Origin of the sequence: Mesorhizobium sp. B2-5-7, from assembly GCF_006440875.1 — a bacterium.
GTDB classification, from domain to species: domain Bacteria; phylum Pseudomonadota; class Alphaproteobacteria; order Rhizobiales; family Rhizobiaceae; genus Mesorhizobium; species Mesorhizobium australicum.
Window position 1 is genome coordinate 940,854 of the sequence record NZ_VFUO01000002.1, and the last position, 16,885, is coordinate 957,738.

Annotated in this window: 14 protein-coding genes; 2 read left to right on the forward strand and 12 right to left on the reverse strand. The window is 63.3% G+C overall.

The genetic code is table 11. The features are described 5' to 3' along the window. Positions 1-184: 184 nt before the first annotated feature. Positions 185-1,090 (forward strand): UTP--glucose-1-phosphate uridylyltransferase GalU, encoded by a 906-nt coding sequence (galU, locus tag FJ543_RS12080; RefSeq protein ID WP_015315839.1) that lies wholly within the window; start codon positions 185-187, stop codon positions 1,088-1,090. Between the two features lie 181 nt (positions 1,091-1,271). On the opposite strand, the gene FJ543_RS12085 is transcribed toward galU, so the two are convergent. Beyond that, on the reverse strand, positions 1,272-3,047 hold the full coding sequence (locus FJ543_RS12085) for an outer membrane beta-barrel protein (RefSeq protein WP_181173960.1): 1,776 nt from the start codon (positions 3,045-3,047) through the stop codon (positions 1,272-1,274). Between the two features lie 248 nt (positions 3,048-3,295). Between FJ543_RS12085 and FJ543_RS12090 the strand changes: the two genes are divergently transcribed. Further along, positions 3,296-4,297, forward strand: coding sequence for a KpsF/GutQ family sugar-phosphate isomerase (locus FJ543_RS12090; RefSeq protein WP_140619376.1), 1,002 nt, complete (start codon positions 3,296-3,298; stop codon positions 4,295-4,297). A gap of 180 nt (positions 4,298-4,477) precedes the next feature. Here the strand turns inward: FJ543_RS12090 and FJ543_RS12095 are convergent, their stop codons facing one another. The 11 genes from FJ543_RS12095 to FJ543_RS12145 all read right to left on the reverse strand — a co-directional run bounded on the left by FJ543_RS12095 (position 4,478) and on the right by FJ543_RS12145 (position 16,670). After that, positions 4,478-4,942 (reverse strand): NfeD family protein, encoded by a 465-nt coding sequence (locus FJ543_RS12095; RefSeq protein ID WP_140875205.1) that lies wholly within the window; start codon positions 4,940-4,942, stop codon positions 4,478-4,480. A 14-nt stretch (positions 4,943-4,956) separates the two neighbouring features. Further along, complete coding sequence (locus FJ543_RS12100; protein ID WP_015315843.1) at positions 4,957-5,907, reverse strand: SPFH domain-containing protein; 951 nt, start codon at positions 5,905-5,907, stop codon at positions 4,957-4,959. A 121-nt stretch (positions 5,908-6,028) separates the two neighbouring features. Then, positions 6,029-7,240, reverse strand: a complete 1,212-nt coding sequence (locus FJ543_RS12105; RefSeq protein WP_015315844.1) for an FAD-binding oxidoreductase — start codon at positions 7,238-7,240, stop codon at positions 6,029-6,031. 52 nt (positions 7,241-7,292) lie between these two features. After that, a complete protein-coding gene (hemH, locus tag FJ543_RS12110; RefSeq protein WP_140875207.1) occupies positions 7,293-8,357 on the reverse strand; it encodes a ferrochelatase in 1,065 nt (354 codons plus the stop codon). 211 nt (positions 8,358-8,568) lie between these two features. Beyond that, positions 8,569-10,638, reverse strand: a complete 2,070-nt coding sequence (locus FJ543_RS12115; RefSeq protein ID WP_140875209.1) for a bifunctional metallophosphatase/5'-nucleotidase — start codon at positions 10,636-10,638, stop codon at positions 8,569-8,571. A gap of 214 nt (positions 10,639-10,852) precedes the next feature. Next, positions 10,853-11,230, reverse strand: a complete 378-nt coding sequence (locus FJ543_RS12120) for a hypothetical protein (protein ID WP_023770500.1) — start codon at positions 11,228-11,230, stop codon at positions 10,853-10,855. Between the two features lie 185 nt (positions 11,231-11,415). Continuing rightward, entirely contained in the window at positions 11,416-12,861 is a 1,446-nt protein-coding gene (locus FJ543_RS12125) for a homospermidine synthase (RefSeq protein WP_140661790.1), read from the reverse strand. 152 nt (positions 12,862-13,013) lie between these two features. Further along, entirely contained in the window at positions 13,014-13,943 is a 930-nt protein-coding gene (locus FJ543_RS12130; RefSeq protein WP_140875211.1) for a DUF3445 domain-containing protein, read from the reverse strand. 19 nt (positions 13,944-13,962) lie between these two features. Beyond that, positions 13,963-14,625: an aminotransferase class IV family protein gene (locus FJ543_RS12135; protein ID WP_140875213.1), complete on the reverse strand. Its 663-nt coding sequence runs from the start codon at positions 14,623-14,625 to the stop codon at positions 13,963-13,965. Beyond that, a complete protein-coding gene (locus FJ543_RS12140; protein ID WP_140619392.1) occupies positions 14,574-15,716 on the reverse strand; it encodes an aminodeoxychorismate synthase component I in 1,143 nt (380 codons plus the stop codon). Before FJ543_RS12140 ends, FJ543_RS12135 begins: the two co-directional genes overlap by 52 nt. A 174-nt stretch (positions 15,717-15,890) precedes the next feature. Next, entirely contained in the window at positions 15,891-16,670 is a 780-nt protein-coding gene (locus FJ543_RS12145; RefSeq protein WP_140619394.1) for a proton-conducting membrane transporter, read from the reverse strand. Between the last annotated feature and the right edge of the window lie 215 nt (positions 16,671-16,885).

The following is a 16,885-nucleotide window of genomic DNA, read 5'->3' on the forward strand; positions in this document are numbered from 1 at the left end:
GACCATTCTTCGCCGAACCGGGTTAGGAATTAGTTTACCATAGGCGTCGCCTGGAACGAAAAGACACCTCGATGCTTTAACCGGCGGGAGTTTCCCTCAGCCGCCCCACTAATCTTCAATTCCGGCGCGAAAATGTCGTGGGACGGGGATTGCGGAGCTGGCCAGCAAACGGATAATTTAAACTATGAAGAGAGTTCGCAAGGCAGTTTTCCCGGTCGCCGGTCTCGGCACGCGGTTTCTCCCGGCCACCAAGGCTGTTCCCAAGGAGATGCTGACCGTCGTCGACAGGCCAGTCATCCAGTATGTCGTCGATGAGGCGCGCGAGGCGGGCATCGAGCATTTCATCTTCGTCACGGGCCGCAACAAGGCGGTCATCGAGGACCATTTCGATATCCAGTTCGAACTCTATGACACGCTGGCACAACGCGGCAAGGACGAGCAGCTTGCCCGCCTGCAGCGGCTGCAGCCGGCACCGGGGCAGACCAGCTTCACCCGCCAGCAGGTGCCGATGGGTCTTGGCCATGCCGTCTGGTGTGCGCGCGAACTGGTCGGCGATGAGCCGTTCGCCCTGTTGTTGCCCGACATGATCATGCAGTCGGAAAAGAGCTGCACGAAGGCGATGGTCGAGCTCTACGAGGAGACCGGCAACAACATCATCGCGGTGCAGGAATGCGACCCGGCGGAGGCTCATAAATACGGCATCGTCGGGCGCGGCGAAGACACGCATCACGGCTTCCGCATCACCGAGATGGTCGAGAAGCCGAAGTCGGGCACCGCGCCGTCCAACCTCTACATCAACGGCCGCTACATCCTGCAGCCCGAGATCTTTAGGATTCTGGAAGGCCAGGAAAAGGGCGCCGGGAACGAGATCCAGCTGACCGACGCGATGCTGAAGCTGGAGAAGCAGCAGGCCTTCTACGGCTACCATTATAAGGGCCGCACCTTCGATTGCGGCTCGCCGGAAGGTTTCGTCGAGGCCAATGTCGCTTTCGCGCTGTGGCGCAACGACATGAACCAGAGCATGGCCGGCGTCATCCGCACGCTGCTCGACGAGATGAAGCCATCAGAACGGCGCGGGGCAGCCTTCTAGGGTATGCCTGATATTCAGGTGATGCCTGCCTGCGAATGGCCGCTCCTACGCTTCCCAGTTCTACTGCGTCGCAGTAGAATTGTGCTCACGTACATAAAGTACGCTCCGCTGCGGTTCTCGGTATCAGCCATTCTCGACTCGGCCCGACCCTGACTCTCGCCATACCTTGGCGCACACGCCTTCAGCGCTGCACCTTCACGCCGACGAAGATGCTGTTGGCGGTGTAGTCGCGGCCGGGCAGGTTACTGGTCAGCTTTTCGGTCCTTACCCTGCTGGTGAGGCCCGCATAGCGGTTCAGCCACCAGGTCAGCCCGGCCTCGGCGCTCAAGATCCTGTCATGGCCGTCAATGCCGACATAATCGCGCCAATCCAGGCCCAAGGCCGCATTCGCGGTAAGATTGGATCGGATCACGCGCTCGCCCGTCAGGCGTCCGGAGTAGAGGATATCGCCGCTTTCGCCCGATGTGGTCGTGGTCTCGACGGTGGTCTTGCCGGTCAAGCCGATGATGGTGTCGCGCTGCGGCGACCATTTGAGGTCGGCATTGACGGTGGCCCCCGAAATCGCTTCCAGGCTGTTGTCGTCGATCGCCTCTCTGAGCCAACCGGCCGAGAATTCGCCCGACAGCTTCTCGCCCATGTCGAGTTGCAAGCCGGCGCGGGCGCCAAGACGCGTCGAGGAGCGCTCGAAGCCTTCATTGTCGATGCGCTGGTCGTAGGCCCGGCGGCCGACCTCGATCTCGGTGAAGGGCGTGAGCGCGGGGGAGATCTCGTAGCCGGTGCGCAAGGTTGCAGTGTAGAGCGTATTGTCCTGATCTTTCTGCGACAGCGAGGTGCCGTCCGAGAGCTTGGCGTCACCATAGAAGTCGTGCGAGACCGCCCCGGTCAACGTATACTGCATCTTGCCGACGGCCTTTTCGACGCCGATGCTGCCGTCGATGGTCTGCCGCAGCGGCTGGGTGCTGACGCCGGCGATGGCATCGGGCGAGGACGCGGATTCCGGCACGGCTTCGTAGCCGAGCTTGGCGATGGCGCGCAAGTCATTGTCGAGGTCGACATTGAGCTGGCCTTCGATGCGGCCCTGCGCGTCGTGAACCGGGTAGCCCGACACGGTTTCACGGAAAATTCCGTAGCCGTCGATGGTCGCGGCGTTTTCACGCCAGTCGGAAGCGGCGGTAAAGCGAAGCGCCGTCTCGGACAGCAGCGCCGATGTGCCGGCACTGCTCGAATCGCCGTTCGTCGTCGCCGTCAGCCCCTGTTCGATGGTCGGCCGGATGATGAAGGAGCCCCATTTGACGCCGGTTGCGGCGAACGGATCGTCCTCGGGTTTCTTGTTCTGACCCTCGATTGCAGCGGTGCGCTCGGCGCCGGGGTCGAGTTTCTGCCTGTCCGCACTGTCGATGGTGAGTGCACGGCGATTGGCCGCTTCCTGATCCGCCGCGATATCGGCGGTGTCGTCCGTCGCGGCCGTCGTGGCGGTGGTGGTTGGATCCGTAGCCGCCGTGGTGTTCTTTTTCTTCTTTTTTTTGTCGGCGACCTTGTCCTTTGCCTTATCGGCCGCATTCTGCCTGGCGGTCGAAGCGCGGCGTGGCTTGGGCGGCGTGGGCGCGTCGGCGGAGGCATCGTCGCCGGCCTGGGGCGGGTCGAAGACGCTGGTGGTCGAGTTCGCGGCGTCCGCGTCGTCAGGCACGGCGCCGGCGCTGGCCGGCAGATAGGTTCGCGCCGGCGCGTTGTCCTGCGCGGCCGCGTTGGCCGCCGCTTGCTGTGCAAGAACCAGGTTTCTCGCCTTGCGCTGCTGGTCGGACAGAATCGCCGATTCCGACACTTCTCCGCGCAATTCCGTTTCCTGGGCATGGAGTGGCGTGGAACGCAGCAAGGCAAGGATGCTGGTCGCCAGCAGCAAGGCGCAGATCGCCTTGCCCTGTCGTCCTCTCAATTTTTCTGGCTGGACCCCGGACATCGCCACCACTGCCTGCGCGGCGCACGCGCGCCATACTTACCGAACCGTAAATGGGGATGGTTAACGGAGGGTTGAGGCCGCGCGCAGGACTGGCTCCAAACGCGGATTCCGCGGGCGCCAATGCGGGTCCGCGTCGTGCCTTCTATTTTGATCCTTGTCGTCGTCCCCAACGACCGCACACATCCGGCCGTCATGCAGAGGCCGTTTCTGTTGGACAGGCGGGCGGCAAAGCGCTAATCGCATCACCCATGCATGCGAGATCTCTCGATAAGAAGCCTCTGGACAGGCAAGCGTCGATCGAATCGGCGCTGAGAACGGTAACAACCGAACAGGCGGGAATCGCGGCCCTTGCCGAGGCGCTTGAGAACGGACTGGCGGCACCCTTTGCCCAGGCCGTCGAGACGATCTCGAAGATCGAGGGCCGGCTCATCGTCACCGGTGTCGGCAAAAGCGGCCATATCGGTTCGAAGATCGCCGCTACGCTGGCCTCGACCGGCACGCCGGCCTTCTTCGTCCATCCCGTCGAGGCCAATCATGGCGATCTAGGCATGATCGCCAGGGACGACGCCATCATCGCGATCTCATGGTCGGGCGAGAGCAAGGAGATGATGGGCATCGTCGCCTATTCCAGGCGCTTCTCCATTCCACTCATCGCCATCACCTCCGGAGAAACCTCGGCGCTGGCGCGCGCGGCCGACGTCGTGCTGCTTTTGCCGCGCACCCCGGAAGCCTGCCCGCACGGCCTGGCGCCGACGACGTCGACGCTGCTGCAACTGGTCATCGGCGATGCGCTGGCGATCGCGCTGCTCGAGGCGCGCGGCTTCACGCCGGACCATTTCCGCACCTTCCATCCCGGCGGCCAGCTCGGCGCCAACCTGACCATGGTCTCCGAGATCATGCGGGTCGGCGAGCAGATGCCGCTGGCTTCGCTCGGCACCAAGATGCCGGAAGCGGTGATGACGCTGTCGCAGAAGAAGGTCGGCTGCGTGCTGATCGTCGACGCCAATGGCGAGTTGGCCGGGATCATCACCGATGGCGATGTCGCGCGCAACCTGCACCGCAACCTGGCCGACGTCATCGTCGACGAGGTGATGACCCGCACACCCAAGACGGTCGACCCGCAGACGCTTGCAGGCACTGCGATCGCGCTGCTCAACGAGCACAATGTCGGTGCGCTGGTGGTGACCAGGAACAACATGCCGCTGGGCGTGGTGCATTTCCACGACCTGCTGCGCATCGGCGCCGCCTAAGATATTGATCTTCAGGTGAGGCCGGCCTGCGAGCGAAGGCTTCCTGCGCTTCCGGCGTAGGCCGGAGCGCACGGACTTAATGTCCGCCCTGCTCGTCGCAAGAGCGACCCCGAAACCCATCGTTCACGACTTGGCCTGACCTGAATCTCAATACTTTAGCACGTTGGCACTCGCTGGAATTCAGACCCGCTCCACCGTCAGTTCCAGATCCGTGTCCGCGGCGCTTGTCACACGAACCTGAGTGCCGGCGGGCAGATCGGGGCCGGAGACACGCCACAGCGTGTCGCCGAGCTTGATGCGGCCACGGCCGTCGCGGATCGGTTCGGCGAGCGTCGCCATCCTGCCGACCATCTGGGCGCCACGGCGATTGAGCAGCGGCTGATCGGTTGGCTGGTCATGTCCGCCCATGAGTTTCTTGCCGGCAAAGGCTGAAACCAGCGACAGCACGAGGAATAGCAGCACCTGGACCTGCCATGTCCAGATGGCGACATCCCAGATCAGCAGCGACACCGCGCCGACGATCAGAGCGGCGATGCCGATCCAAAGCATGAAGAAACCCGGTGCGATGACCTCTACCACCAGCAGCACGAAGCCCAGAACCATCCAGTTCCACGGCCCGAGTTCAGAAACGATGCGGTCGATCATGAGAGTGGCCTATCTCAGTTGTCGGAGGGCCTGACGACAGGCGGACGTGCCGCCTGCCTTTGCGCGCCGGTCGTGCCTTCGCTGCGAAAGACTTCCTTGGCGATTTCGCCGATACCCCCGAGCGAGCCGATCAGCGACGATGCCTCGAAAGGCATCAGCACGATCTTGCTGTTGGTGGCGGTGCCGATCTTGCCCAGCGCCTCGGTGTATTTCTGGGCGACGAAGTAGTTCAGTGCCTGGACGTCGCCCTTGGAGATCGCTTCCGACACCACCTGGGTGGCGCGGGCTTCCGCTTCGGCGGAGCGTTCGCGCGCCTCGGCGTCGCGGAAGGCGGCTTCCTTGCGGCCCTCCGCTTCGAGGATCTGCGACTGCTTGAGGCCCTCGGCGGCCAGGATCTGCGCGCGCTTGTTGCGCTCGGCGGTCATCTGGCGGCCCATCGATTCGATCAGGTTGGCGGGCGGGTTGATATCCTTGATCTCGACGCGGGTGATCTTGATGCCCCAAGGATGCGCGGCCTCGTCGACGACGCGCAGCAGGCGCTCGTTGATGGCGTCGCGGTTCGACAACAGCTCATCGAGGTCCATCGAACCCATGACGGTACGGATGTTGGTCATCGTCAGGTTGAGGATGGCGTTCTGCAGGCCGGCAACCTGATAGGCGGCCTGTGCCGCATTGAGGATCTGGTAGAAAGCGATGCCGTCGACACCGACGATGGCATTGTCGCGGGTGATGATCTCCTGGCTCGGAACGTCGAGCACCTGTTCCATCATGTTCATCTTGGCGCCGATGCGATCGACGAACGGAAAGATGAGGTTCAGGCCGGGGCTCAGTGTCTTGGTGTAACGACCAAAGCGTTCGACGGTATAGTTGTATCCCTGTGGGATTGTCTTGATGCCCTTGAACAGCACCAGTACGACAAGCGCCACCAGAACAACGACCGCAATATCGAAACCACTGAAATCCATCTGGCCCTCCCTCAGAGGCAGGCCACGCGAGCCATTCCCGCGCAACCGGCTTCACCAAAGACTTAAGTGTGTTTCAGGAGCGTTACAATCAGGTGATGAGCGATTGTTTGTGGGTATGCACTCAGCGGTTGAAGGCAAACAGGCTTGCATCCGTGTCTTCAAGCCCGCCAATGGAAGCAGAGATGATCTCGGCGGCGATGCGCGAGAAGGTGATGCCGTTGCCGCCATAACCCATCACGGCATGGATGCGCGGGTGCCTGGGAATGGCGCCGATGTAGGGGAGGCCAGTGGTCGTGGTGCCGAAGGAGCCGGTCCAGGCAAAGTCGGGCCGGGTGTCGAGGTGCGGAAACATCAGGTCGAGTTTTGCGGCAATGCGGGCGCTTTTGTCGGCTATCAGCTTATCGCGCCGCGTCTCGTCAAGGAATTCCTCGTCCTCGCCGCCGCAGATGACCCGGCCATCGGCGGTTGCCCTGACATAGAGGTAGGGATCCGACGCCTCCCAGATGAACGCCGCGCCCGGCCAGAGCTTCCGTGGTTGCGGACATGTCGCAATCGCCCATGTCGAGATGACCCGGTGAGCGGCCGCCGGCACGATGTCGATCAGCTCGTAACCGGTGGCCAGGACAACATGCCGTGCCGTGATGGTGGGGCCGTCCGTGGTTGCCACCACCACCTCATCGGCGCTGTCCTCGATCGCCGTCGCTTCGACGGGAGCGTATAAACGTGCCTTGCGCTCCAGCGCCTTGAGCAGCAGCCCTGCCGTCAGCTTGCGAGGGTCGAGCGCGATGTTGCCATGGCTCAGGATGGCGCCACCCCGATCGATGCCGAATGCTCCGGCCAATGGCGCCGATGTAAGATAGGTCGCGCCGATGCCGGCCATCTGCCGCGCCTCGGCTTCGTCCCGGAGTTCCGATGGGCCGAGCACGGTGCCAGCCAGATAAAGCGATTGGGTGCGGCTTATGCCGCAGTTGATGCCGAGTTCGGCGATGCGGGCGGCAAGGTTGGAAACGGCTAGCCGGGAGCGTCGCCAGGCCTGCCGTGCCTGGCCCTTGCCGATCATCCTCGAGAGCGTTGAAAGCGGCTGGTCGATCTCGAATTGCACAAGCGCGGTTGTTGCCGCCGTCGATCCTTTCAGCGGCCCACGCCGGTCGATGCAGATCACGGCGTGAGCGCCGGCTGTCAGTGCCTCGGCCATCATGGCGCCGCTGATGCCCATGCCGACGATAAGCACATCGGTCTTGACGTCCCGGGTCAGACTGCCAGTCGGTACCGCGGGCGCCCGATAGGCGGACCAGACGGGCCGGCCAGTGCTGAGGTCAAGTTTGCGGAGCATTGAGTTCTCCGGAGGCGCTGCTCAACGCTCCGGAGCTGGTGTTGTTCCGGCATCAAGCCCAGCCTGACAGCTCGCGCCGTACCATCGCTTCGATCACCGCCATGCCTTCAGGGCTATCATTCAGGCATGGTATGTGGGCGAAGTTCTTGCCGCCGGCATGGTGGAAGGTCTCGGCCGCTTCGCGGCCAATCTCATCCAGCGTCTCGATGCAGTCGACTGAAAACCCCGGATTGACGATGGCGATCGACTTGACGCCGTCCTTGGCCAGTTTCTCCACAGTCTTGTCGGTGTAGGGCTGCAGCCATTCTTGCGCCCCGAAGCGTGATTGGAACGTGGTGATCAGTTTTCTTTCGTCCCAGCCGAGCCTGTCGCGCAGCAGCCGCGTCGTCTTCAGGCAATGGCAATGATAGGGATCGCCCTTCTCAAAATAGGGTTTTGGAATGCCGTGATAGGAGGCGATGACCACCTCGGGCTGGAAATCCAGGGTCGCCAGGTGCCGTTCGATCGAACTGGCCAGCGCCTCGATGTAGACTGGCTCATCATAATAGGGCGGCACGCTGCGGACGGCAGGTGCCGCCCGCATCTTCATCAAGGCGCGAAACAGCTGGTCGTTTGCGGTGGCGGTCGTCGTCGCCGAATATTGCGGATAGAGTGGAAAGCTCAGGATGCGATCGCAGCCTTGTGCGACCAGCCTTTCGGCGACGCTCGACGTCGAAGGGTTGCCGTAGCGCATCGCCCAGTCGACGACCACGTTGGGCAGATCGCGTAACGCCCCGGCCAATTTTTCACCTTGTGCGCGGGTATAGGTTCGCAAAGGCGACTCGTTCTTCTCCCGGTTCCAGATCCTGGCGTAGTTGGCGCCCGACTTCTTCGGTCGCGTGGTCAGCACCAGTCCATAGAGGATGGGATACCAGATCGCCTTGTTGAGTTCGATAACGCGTGGATCAGACAGGAACTCCCTGAGATAACGCCACATCGGCCTGAACTCGGTGCCGTCGGGTGTTCCAAGGTTGACCAGCATGACCCCTATCTTGCCGGTCTTGACGGGCGGATGCCCGACCGGTCGTGGGCCAGGGGCTTTCGCGGCTTTGGGATCGACAATAGTGGAAAGCGGCATATGGGTCTCCGAGACGTGAACCTAACGATCCTGCAGGAGCTTTCAATGCCGCGTCTGGCCGCACCTTACAGCATGTCGCGGCGGATAGGATTCGCCCGACCTGCCGTAAGCTTCTGATAATCGAGGACACCTCCGGGCGACATGCATCAGGCCATGGAAATATAAACCCGCCCGGTTCCCCGGGCGGGCGATGTGGCGGAGCTGGACGAAATTACTTCGCCGGGATGGTCAGTGTCGCGCCCGGCATAAGCCGATGCGGCCTTTGGCCCTTGTTCGCCTCATAGATGAGCTTCCACTTGGTCGCATCGCCATAGGCCTTCTTCGCCAGATCCCAGTAGGTATCGCCGGTCACGACGACATGATTGCCGGTGGCTGGTGTGGCTTCAGCGGGCTTTGCCGGCTCGGCGGGCGCGGGCGTCGCAGGCGCAGGAGTGGCCGGCGCGGGAGTGGTCTCGGCAGGCTTCGCCGGTTCGGCAGGTGCCGGCGGGGCCGGTGGTGCAGGCGCGTTTTCCGTCGATATGGCTGGCGGCGTGTTGGCGATATCGCCTGAGTTGGCAGGCAATTCCGGCATTGCCGGTGCAGCCGGTTTGGCAGCCTCGGCCGGTGCCGGCGCTGCCGGTGCGGTCTCCGCCGGCTTTGCTGGTTCGGCGGCGGGAGCTGCCGCTGTCGTCGCTGCGATCTCGGTGATGCGGCCGTCGAGCTTCGGCGTATAGGGCCGGTGCGCGCCGAGATAGTCGGCCACGACCTGTTCGAGGCCAGGGCCGTAATCATAGGCGTTCTTGGCCTTTTCGGCGAAGACCTTGTAGCCATCGCCGCCCTGGCGGACATAGTTGTTGGTGGCGACCAAATAGTCCTTGGTCGGACTTATCGGCGTCCAGGCGCCGTTTTCCATCACCTCCACCGACTTGACGCGGCCGGCATTGGGCGCGACCGATTTGTCGAAGGAATATTTGAGGCCCGCCACCTGCGGGAAGCGGCCGGCGCCGTCCTCGATCTGGCTGAGCCCGCCTTCGAGGCCGGCGACCAGGTCCTTGCCGGAAATCTGGAAGGTCGCCAGCGTGTTTTGAAACGGCAGCACGGTCAGCACCTCGCCCATGGTGACGGTGCCCTTGTCGATGGAGGCGCGCAGGCCGCCGCCATTTGAGATGACGATCTCGACGCCCTGTCCCTTGACGCGGTCGAGGATGGCGTCGGAGACGAGATTGCCCATCGCACATTCCTTGGCGCGGCAGCTTTCGCGGCTGCCGTCGATGACGTCGGTGGTCTCGGCCACTTCCTTGTTCTTCAAGGCCTCGATCGGCGCGCCAAGCTCCTTGATGCGGACGAGCACGGCCGGGTCCGGTGTGATCGACTTGTCGAGATAGATCGGGTCGCCGCTTGCCGATTTGACGACGCCATTGTCGTCGAAAACCACCTTGAACTCGCCGAGATATTTCGAATAGGACGCCGCCTGCACCACCGGCACCTTGTAGCCGCCGGGGTTGTCGACCATGGTCGGGTAGGGACCAGCCGCCTTCGGATCGGTATTGGACAGAAGCGTGTGGCTGTGGCCGCCGACCACGATGTCGATGCCAGGGATCTTGGCAATGACGTCGCGCTCCCTGTTGTAGCCGATATGGGTCACGGCGATGATCTTGTTGACGCCTTCTCCCTTGAGTTTCTCGACCTCGGCCGTGATCGACTTGACATCGTCCTCGATTTTGATGTTGGGGCCGGGGGAGGCGAGTTCGGGCGTGTCGTTGGTGACGGCGCCGATGATGCCGATCTTCTGGCCGCCGACCTCGACGACAACAGACGGCTTGACGCGGTCGCCGAGCTTGGACTGCGCGTTGGCCTTGACGTTGGCGCCGAGCACAGGGAACTTGATCATGTCGAGGAACGGCGCCAGCGCCGCCTCGCCGTCGTCGAATTCATGGTTGCCGAGTGCCATGGCGTCGAACTTCATGTCATTGAGGAACTCGCCTTCGACCTTGCCCTTGTAAGTCGTGTAGAACAGCGAACCCTGGAAATTGTCGCCGGCACTGAGCAGCAACACGTTCTGGCCTTCCAGCTTCTTGCGTTCCTGGGCAATGGCGGTGATCAGCCGGCCGGCGCCGCCGATGCATTCGCCCTTGGTCTCCTCCTCGGCCGAGCAGGTCGATTCGTATTTGTTGTTGCCTTCGATGCGGCTGTGCCAGTCATTGATGTGCAGGATGTTCAGTGTGTAGTCGGCAAAGGTTGCGCCGGCCGACAGGCCAAGCGTCGACGCGGAAAGGGCGGCAATGGCGGCAAGCTTCTTCATCTTCGTCTCCCGGTAGGCTGATCAGAGGCGTCTGGCGCCCTTGCTTGACTGGGTATTACAGCCAGCGTTTCGATCATGTTCCCATCGCGTCCGGGCCGACGCAAGGGGAAATGCGGCGGTATCTCCAGGCGCGAAACCCGGGGTATTTGCCGGCACAAAAAAAGAACGGCGGCCGAGGGGCCGCCGTCTTATGTGACTGGAATGTTCGCCGAGTTCAGGTGCGCCGCGTCAGCACGAAATTCTGGCCGGCGGAGCTGGTGCAGTTGAGCTGGCTGGTCGACACCATCAGGCAATTGAAGCTTACCGGGGTTTGGCGGATCAGCGAGGTGCCGTTGATCTGCACCGACGTGGCGCCGGTCATCGTGTAGCTGCCATCGGCAAGCTTCTGTCCCGTGTCGGTGGCGACGGTCGTGAAGGTGCCGCCGGTGAAGGTCGACAGGCCGGTGCCCTTGGCATCGATCCAGGAACCTTCGACCCCTTTCGGGGCGGCGGCCATGGGCGGCGTATCTGGGCCGCTGGTGGCACAGGCAGCAAGCATCGAGGCAAGGGCGCCCGCCAGGCCTGTCGAAAGAACTTTGCGCGCAATCGTCATATGAAATCCTCTCCAAACGCGTCGTCCCAGAAATCGGGCCGATTTCTGGGAATTGACGCGAACGTCCAAAGTGCCGGGGTATGCTTTAAGCGTTCAACGGACGCACATCGCCACCCCAGGCCGCCTCCCTTCAATCGCCCGATTTCCGGGCGATTGCAAGGCAATGGAGCATGGTCCGGGTGGTGCTATCGGACGAGGATGTTGCGGAATTGCCACGGGTCGCTGCGGTCGAGGTCCTCCGGGAAGAGACCCGGGCGTCTGTCGAGCGGCGTCCAGTCGGTATAATAGCCCTTGACCGGTCCGAGATAGGGCGACTGCACGTCCAGGCAGCGTTTGTAATCCATCTCGTCGGCCTCGACGATGCCGGCGGCGGGATTCTCCAGTGCCCAGACCATGCCGGCCAGGACAGCCGAGGTGACCTGCATGCCAGTGGCGTTCTGGTAGGGGGCCAGCTTGCGCGCTTCGGCGAGTGACAGCTGCGAACCGTACCAGTAGGCATTCTTGTCATGGCCGTAGAGCAGGACGCCGAGCTCGTCGACACCGTCGACCAGTTCGTTCTCGTCGAGCACGTGGTGCACCGGCTGCGGCTTGCCGGCGGCACCGAACATCTCGTCCAGCGACAGCATCGCATCGTTGCAGGGATGGTAGGCGTAGTGGCAGGTCGGGCGGTATTGAACCTTGCCCTTCTTGGAGCGCACTGTGAAGAAATCGGCGATCGAGATCGCCTCGTTGTGGGTTACCAGCAGGCCATATTGCGGTCCCGGCGTCGGGCACCAGGAGCGTACGCGGGTGTTGGCGCCGGGCTGCTCCAGGTAGATCGCGGCCTTTGAACCATGCTTGTGCTTCTTGCCGTTCTTGGGCATCCAGGTCTCATGCGTGCCCCAGCCGAGCTCGGCTGGCTGCAAACCCTCGGAGATGAAGCCCTCGACCGACCAGGTGTTCCAGAACACATCCATAGGCTTGGGCTTCTTGGTCCGCTGGGTGTCGCGCTCGGCGATGTGGATGCCCTTGACGCCGGCCTTCTTCATCAGCTTGGCCCAGCCCTCGCGATCGTCCTGCGATGGCTCGGAGAATTCCATGCCAAGATCGGTGGCGAGGTTGACCAGCGCCTGCTTGACGAACCACGACACCATGCCGGGATTGGCACCGCAGGTGGATATCGCAGTGGCGCCGCCCGGCTTGTCGTGCTTTTCCTTGATCAGCGCCTCGCGCAACGCATAGTTGGTGCGGCTGGCGTTGTCGGCCTTGGCGTCGAAATAGAAGCCAAGCCAAGGCTCGACGACGGTGTCGATATAGAGCACGCCGAGCTTGCGGCAGAGCCGCATCAGGTCCACCGAGCCGGTATCGACCGACAGGTTGACGCAGAAGCCCTGGCCACCGCCATTGGTCAGAAGCGGCGTCAACAGCTTCTTGTAGTTCTTCTCGGTCACCGCTTCCTGGACGAAGGCGATGCCGCGCTCGTCGAGCAGCTTGCGATCGGTATCGCGCGGGTCGAGGACTGTCATGCGCGACTTGTCGAACTTGAAATGGCGCTCGATGAGCGGCAACGTTCCGCGTCCGATCGAGCCGAAGCCGATCATCACCACGGGGCCGGTGATCTCACCGTAAACGGGCCAGTTTTCGTTCGCCATTTTATCGAGCACTCCTTCAACTACGTCCAAAAGCCGGGCAACTGCGTTCAAAAGCTGGGCAACTGCGTGCAAAAACCCGGCATTTTCGCCCAACGGCCATGCGCTACATCACAGATCATTGTCACAAACCAGCGAAAAGCGCCAACCAGCGACTACGCGTCCTTGGCCATTTGGTTAAGGACAGCGATCAGCCGATCGCGATCCGATGTCAGGCCCTTGTAGTCGAGCTGGGCGACATCGAGTGCTTCGAGCTGCGCGGCAAAGGACGCTGCCAGCGTCGCCCGGTCCGGGTGCCGCGCCAGCACGGCGAGCGGGTCGAGATGGATGCGGATGGTGAACAGGATGTCGCGTGAGGCGGGCAGTTTGCGCAGCGTCTGGCGCTCGACCCGGATGAAGGCGTGCGTCTTCACGTCACCGTCGGGGAAACGCGTCGGCCGGCTGATGGCGCGGTCGATGCGCTCGATATTGGACAGCGGATGGTAGAGTGCATCGCCTGATTGGATCGACCAATTGTAGCGTTCGACGGCCTGGCCCTGCAGGCCATCGAACATCCGGTTGATCAGATCGGCCGGCCTTGTGCCTGGGCCGAAGCCCGGCACCGGCTCGTGGATCTGCTGAAGCGGCTTGCCGAATTTTTCGACAAGCGACCAGGACGAGGGAAAGCACAGCGAACCCGCCGCGAGCCGCCAGCCATCTTCGCCCCGCCGCATGAGGATCAGGTCTTCCTGGACCAGCAGCGAGGCCGCGACGAGGGGCGCTCCGGCGAGGCTGGAGGGGATCGTGGGACGGCTCGTCGCACCCACGACCGCAACGCCCGCATCGCTGCGCCGGTGGGTGTCGGGAAATCTTTCCGGCAGGTAAGCGCCGAGCAGTTCGAGCACTTCCTGCTGGGCGTCACGCGTACCGTCCTGCTCGAGGAAGACGCGTTCAGGGATTTCGGCATAGAGCCGGCGCTTTTTAGCGAGGTAGGGCAGCAAATGGCCGTCTACCTCGATCCAGTTCGCGGGGTCGAGCGGCTTCAGCCCGATGGTGAAGAGTTTCGACGAGCCGTCATACGGCGTGTGGGCGGGTAGGGACGTCATGCCTCAGATCAGTTTGACTTCAGATTAGTTTGGCCGGGATCAGCCCGCGCAGCGAATTGCCGACGAACAGCGCCTTGGCGGATTTCAGGTCATTCAAGCTGTAGATCGCTTCACTGGCGCGGCCTTCATCCAGAAGCGCGCCGCGCAGTACGCCAGGCAGCAGGCCGCAATCGAGCCGGGGCGTTGCCAGCACGCCGTCGCCGAAATCGGCGAAGACATTGGTGATCGTGCCTTCGCAGATCTCGCCGCGCTCATTGGCCAGCAGCACCTCATCGGCCTGGGTGACGAGGTATTCGGAGCGGGCATGGGTGTAGGGCTGCCGCCGGCTGGTCTTGTGGCGCAGCAGCATGTTGCTCGAATCGAGCCTCGTCCGCGCCAGCCGCAGTGCCCACACCTTGTCGGCGGCAAGCGGTTCATAGGGCTGCGCCGAGGCGTTGGCCTGGCCATTGCGCGACAGGGCGAGCCGCGTGCGCATGGCGACGGGCGATCGATCGACCGCATCGCTCAGGGCCTCGCCAACCCTTTGCGGATCATAGCTGAAGCCCAGTTCCGCCGCCGAGCCATAAAGGCGGGCAAGATGGCGATCGAGGCGCAGGAAGCCCGAGGCGGGCTCCCAGCGCATGGTCTCGATCAGCTCGAAACCGGCGGTGTCCCCGTCGCGAAACGGGCTTTGAGCAGACACTCCTGGTACTCCTCTTCCGCGACCGAATCGAAGACGATGCCGCCGCCGACATTGTAGACGGCCTCGCCGCTGGCAAAGAGCGAGATGGTGCGGATCGCCACGGAAAAGCGCATCGTGCCGCCGGGCGCGATCCAGCCAATGGCGCCGCAATAGACATCGCGCGGCGTGGCCTCCAGATCGTGCAGGATCTCCATGGCGCGGATCTTCGGCGCGCCGGTGATCGAGCCGCAGGGAAACAGCGCCGCGAATACCTGTCGTATCGAGAGGCCGGGCAGCAGCTTGGCCCTGACGTCGCTCACCATCTGGTGCACGGTCGGGTAGGTCTCGATGCGGAACAGTTCCGGCACCTCCAGCGTGCCGACCTCGCTGATCAGCGATATGTCGTTGCGCAGGAGGTCGACGATCATCCGGTTCTCGGCCTGGTTCTTCTCGTCATTGCGCAGGAAATTCTTCTGCCGCTCGTCCTCGTCCCCGGTTGCGCCGCGCGGTGCGGTACCCTTCATCGGATGCGTCTCGATCATCCCCGCCGCATCGATCTCGAAGAACAGTTCGGGCGAGCGCGACAGGACGATCGGGTCGCCCAGCGCGATCAGGGCGCCATATTTCACGGGCTGGCGTTCGGTCAGCGCGTCGAAGGCGGCGAGCGGATCGCCGGACCATTGCGCGTGCACCGGAAAGGTCAGGTTGCCCTGGTAGCAATCGCCTTGCCTGATGTGCCGATGCAACCGCGAGAACCGCTTCTCGTAGTCCTCGAACGACCACGTTGCCCTTGCGTCGAAGATCGGGCCGTTGGTCGGCGTACCTAGCGGCGGCACCGCTTCTTCATCAGGAGCATCGAAGACCCCGAGGCAGACCAGCGGGGCCCGGCGCCGGCCCGGCAGCAAGGGAACGAGTTTCGATTCGAGCAGGTAACCGGCCTCGTAGGAGAAATAGCCGGCCAGCCATTTGCCGGCATCGTGCGCGGCCTGCGCCGCTTGCAACGCCGCCGGGAAGTCTTTGGGCTCATGCGCAACGATGACATCGGCCGGCCGCTTGAAAACGAGCTGGCGCGCGCTTTCGTCGTTGCGGAAAATTGCTGCGGGCAGGGACATGGGAACCGGGATCGATGGAGCTGACGATCGCTCTATATAGGGGGCCGGGCGCGCGCAATCGAGGGAACGGCACCCTGTCCCTCAAAGCCGACCTTTGCCGGATCGAACCTTGCCGACAAAAGAAAGCGGCGGCGCCCTTGGCGCCGCCGGTCGCATGGCCTCTGTATCCGTCGTTCAGGTATTGCTGGCGGTTCCGGCCGTCGGAAACTGCTTGGCGAATTCGGCCTCGTTGCCAGCGGCGAGCAGCTTGGCCTGCTCGATCCAGCGTTCGCGCGCGATGCGGCCGTCGAAGTTCATCACCTCCTCGATCCGCTTGATGTCGGCTGGTGTCCAGCCGGCGATCTGGGCGTATGTGGTGACGCCTTGCGCCTTGAGCAGCTTTTCGTTGACTGGGCCGATGCCGATCAACCGGCGCAGATTGTCGGGCTTGCCCGACGCCGGCTTGGCCGCTGCCGGTGCGGTCTTCTTTGCAGCGGGTGCTGCCTTGGGCACGGTCGAAGTCTTCGCCGGAGCCTTGGTCGCCGGAGCCTTGGTCGCCGGAGCCTTGGCTGCCGGTGCCGAAGCAGTTGCGAGTTTGGCGGCCGCGGGCTTCGGTGCTGCCTTTGCCGGGGCCGCCTTCGCGGCGGCTGGCTTGGCTGCCGCCGCACCGGATTTTGCAACGGCTGGCGTCGACATCAGGGCTGCCGGTGGCTGACTTGACGCCTTTGCTCCGCCGGTGCCCGACGAGGCCTGGGCCTCGCGCAGCTGACGCTCGAGGTCGGAGCGGCTCTTGCCGCATGCACTGAGTTCGCCGGTCAGGCGGTCGCTGTCGGCGCGCAGCTTGTCGCGCTCGCTGCGGGTGCGATCGAGGTCGCCGCGAAGACTGTCGAGCTCACCGCGCAGGCGCCCCCAGATGAACCAGCCGACCAACACGCCTACCAACAACGCCAGGACCACGTAGAAAAAAGTGCCCATTGTCTCTCTCCAGTCAGATCCGTCTGCCGTGGGTCATGGCCTTCGGCGCAGGACTACTCGATGATGGTTCCGCGGTTCGCGGAACAGCCGGCTTCGGTCAAGCTGTCGGCGATCGGCTTTGCCTGCCCATGGCCAACGGCCGTTGTCGCGTTCGCCTGATCGCCACCGCCGGCTGAGATTTCCCTCGCCGATCCGCATGCGCTCCGGCTGAGCTT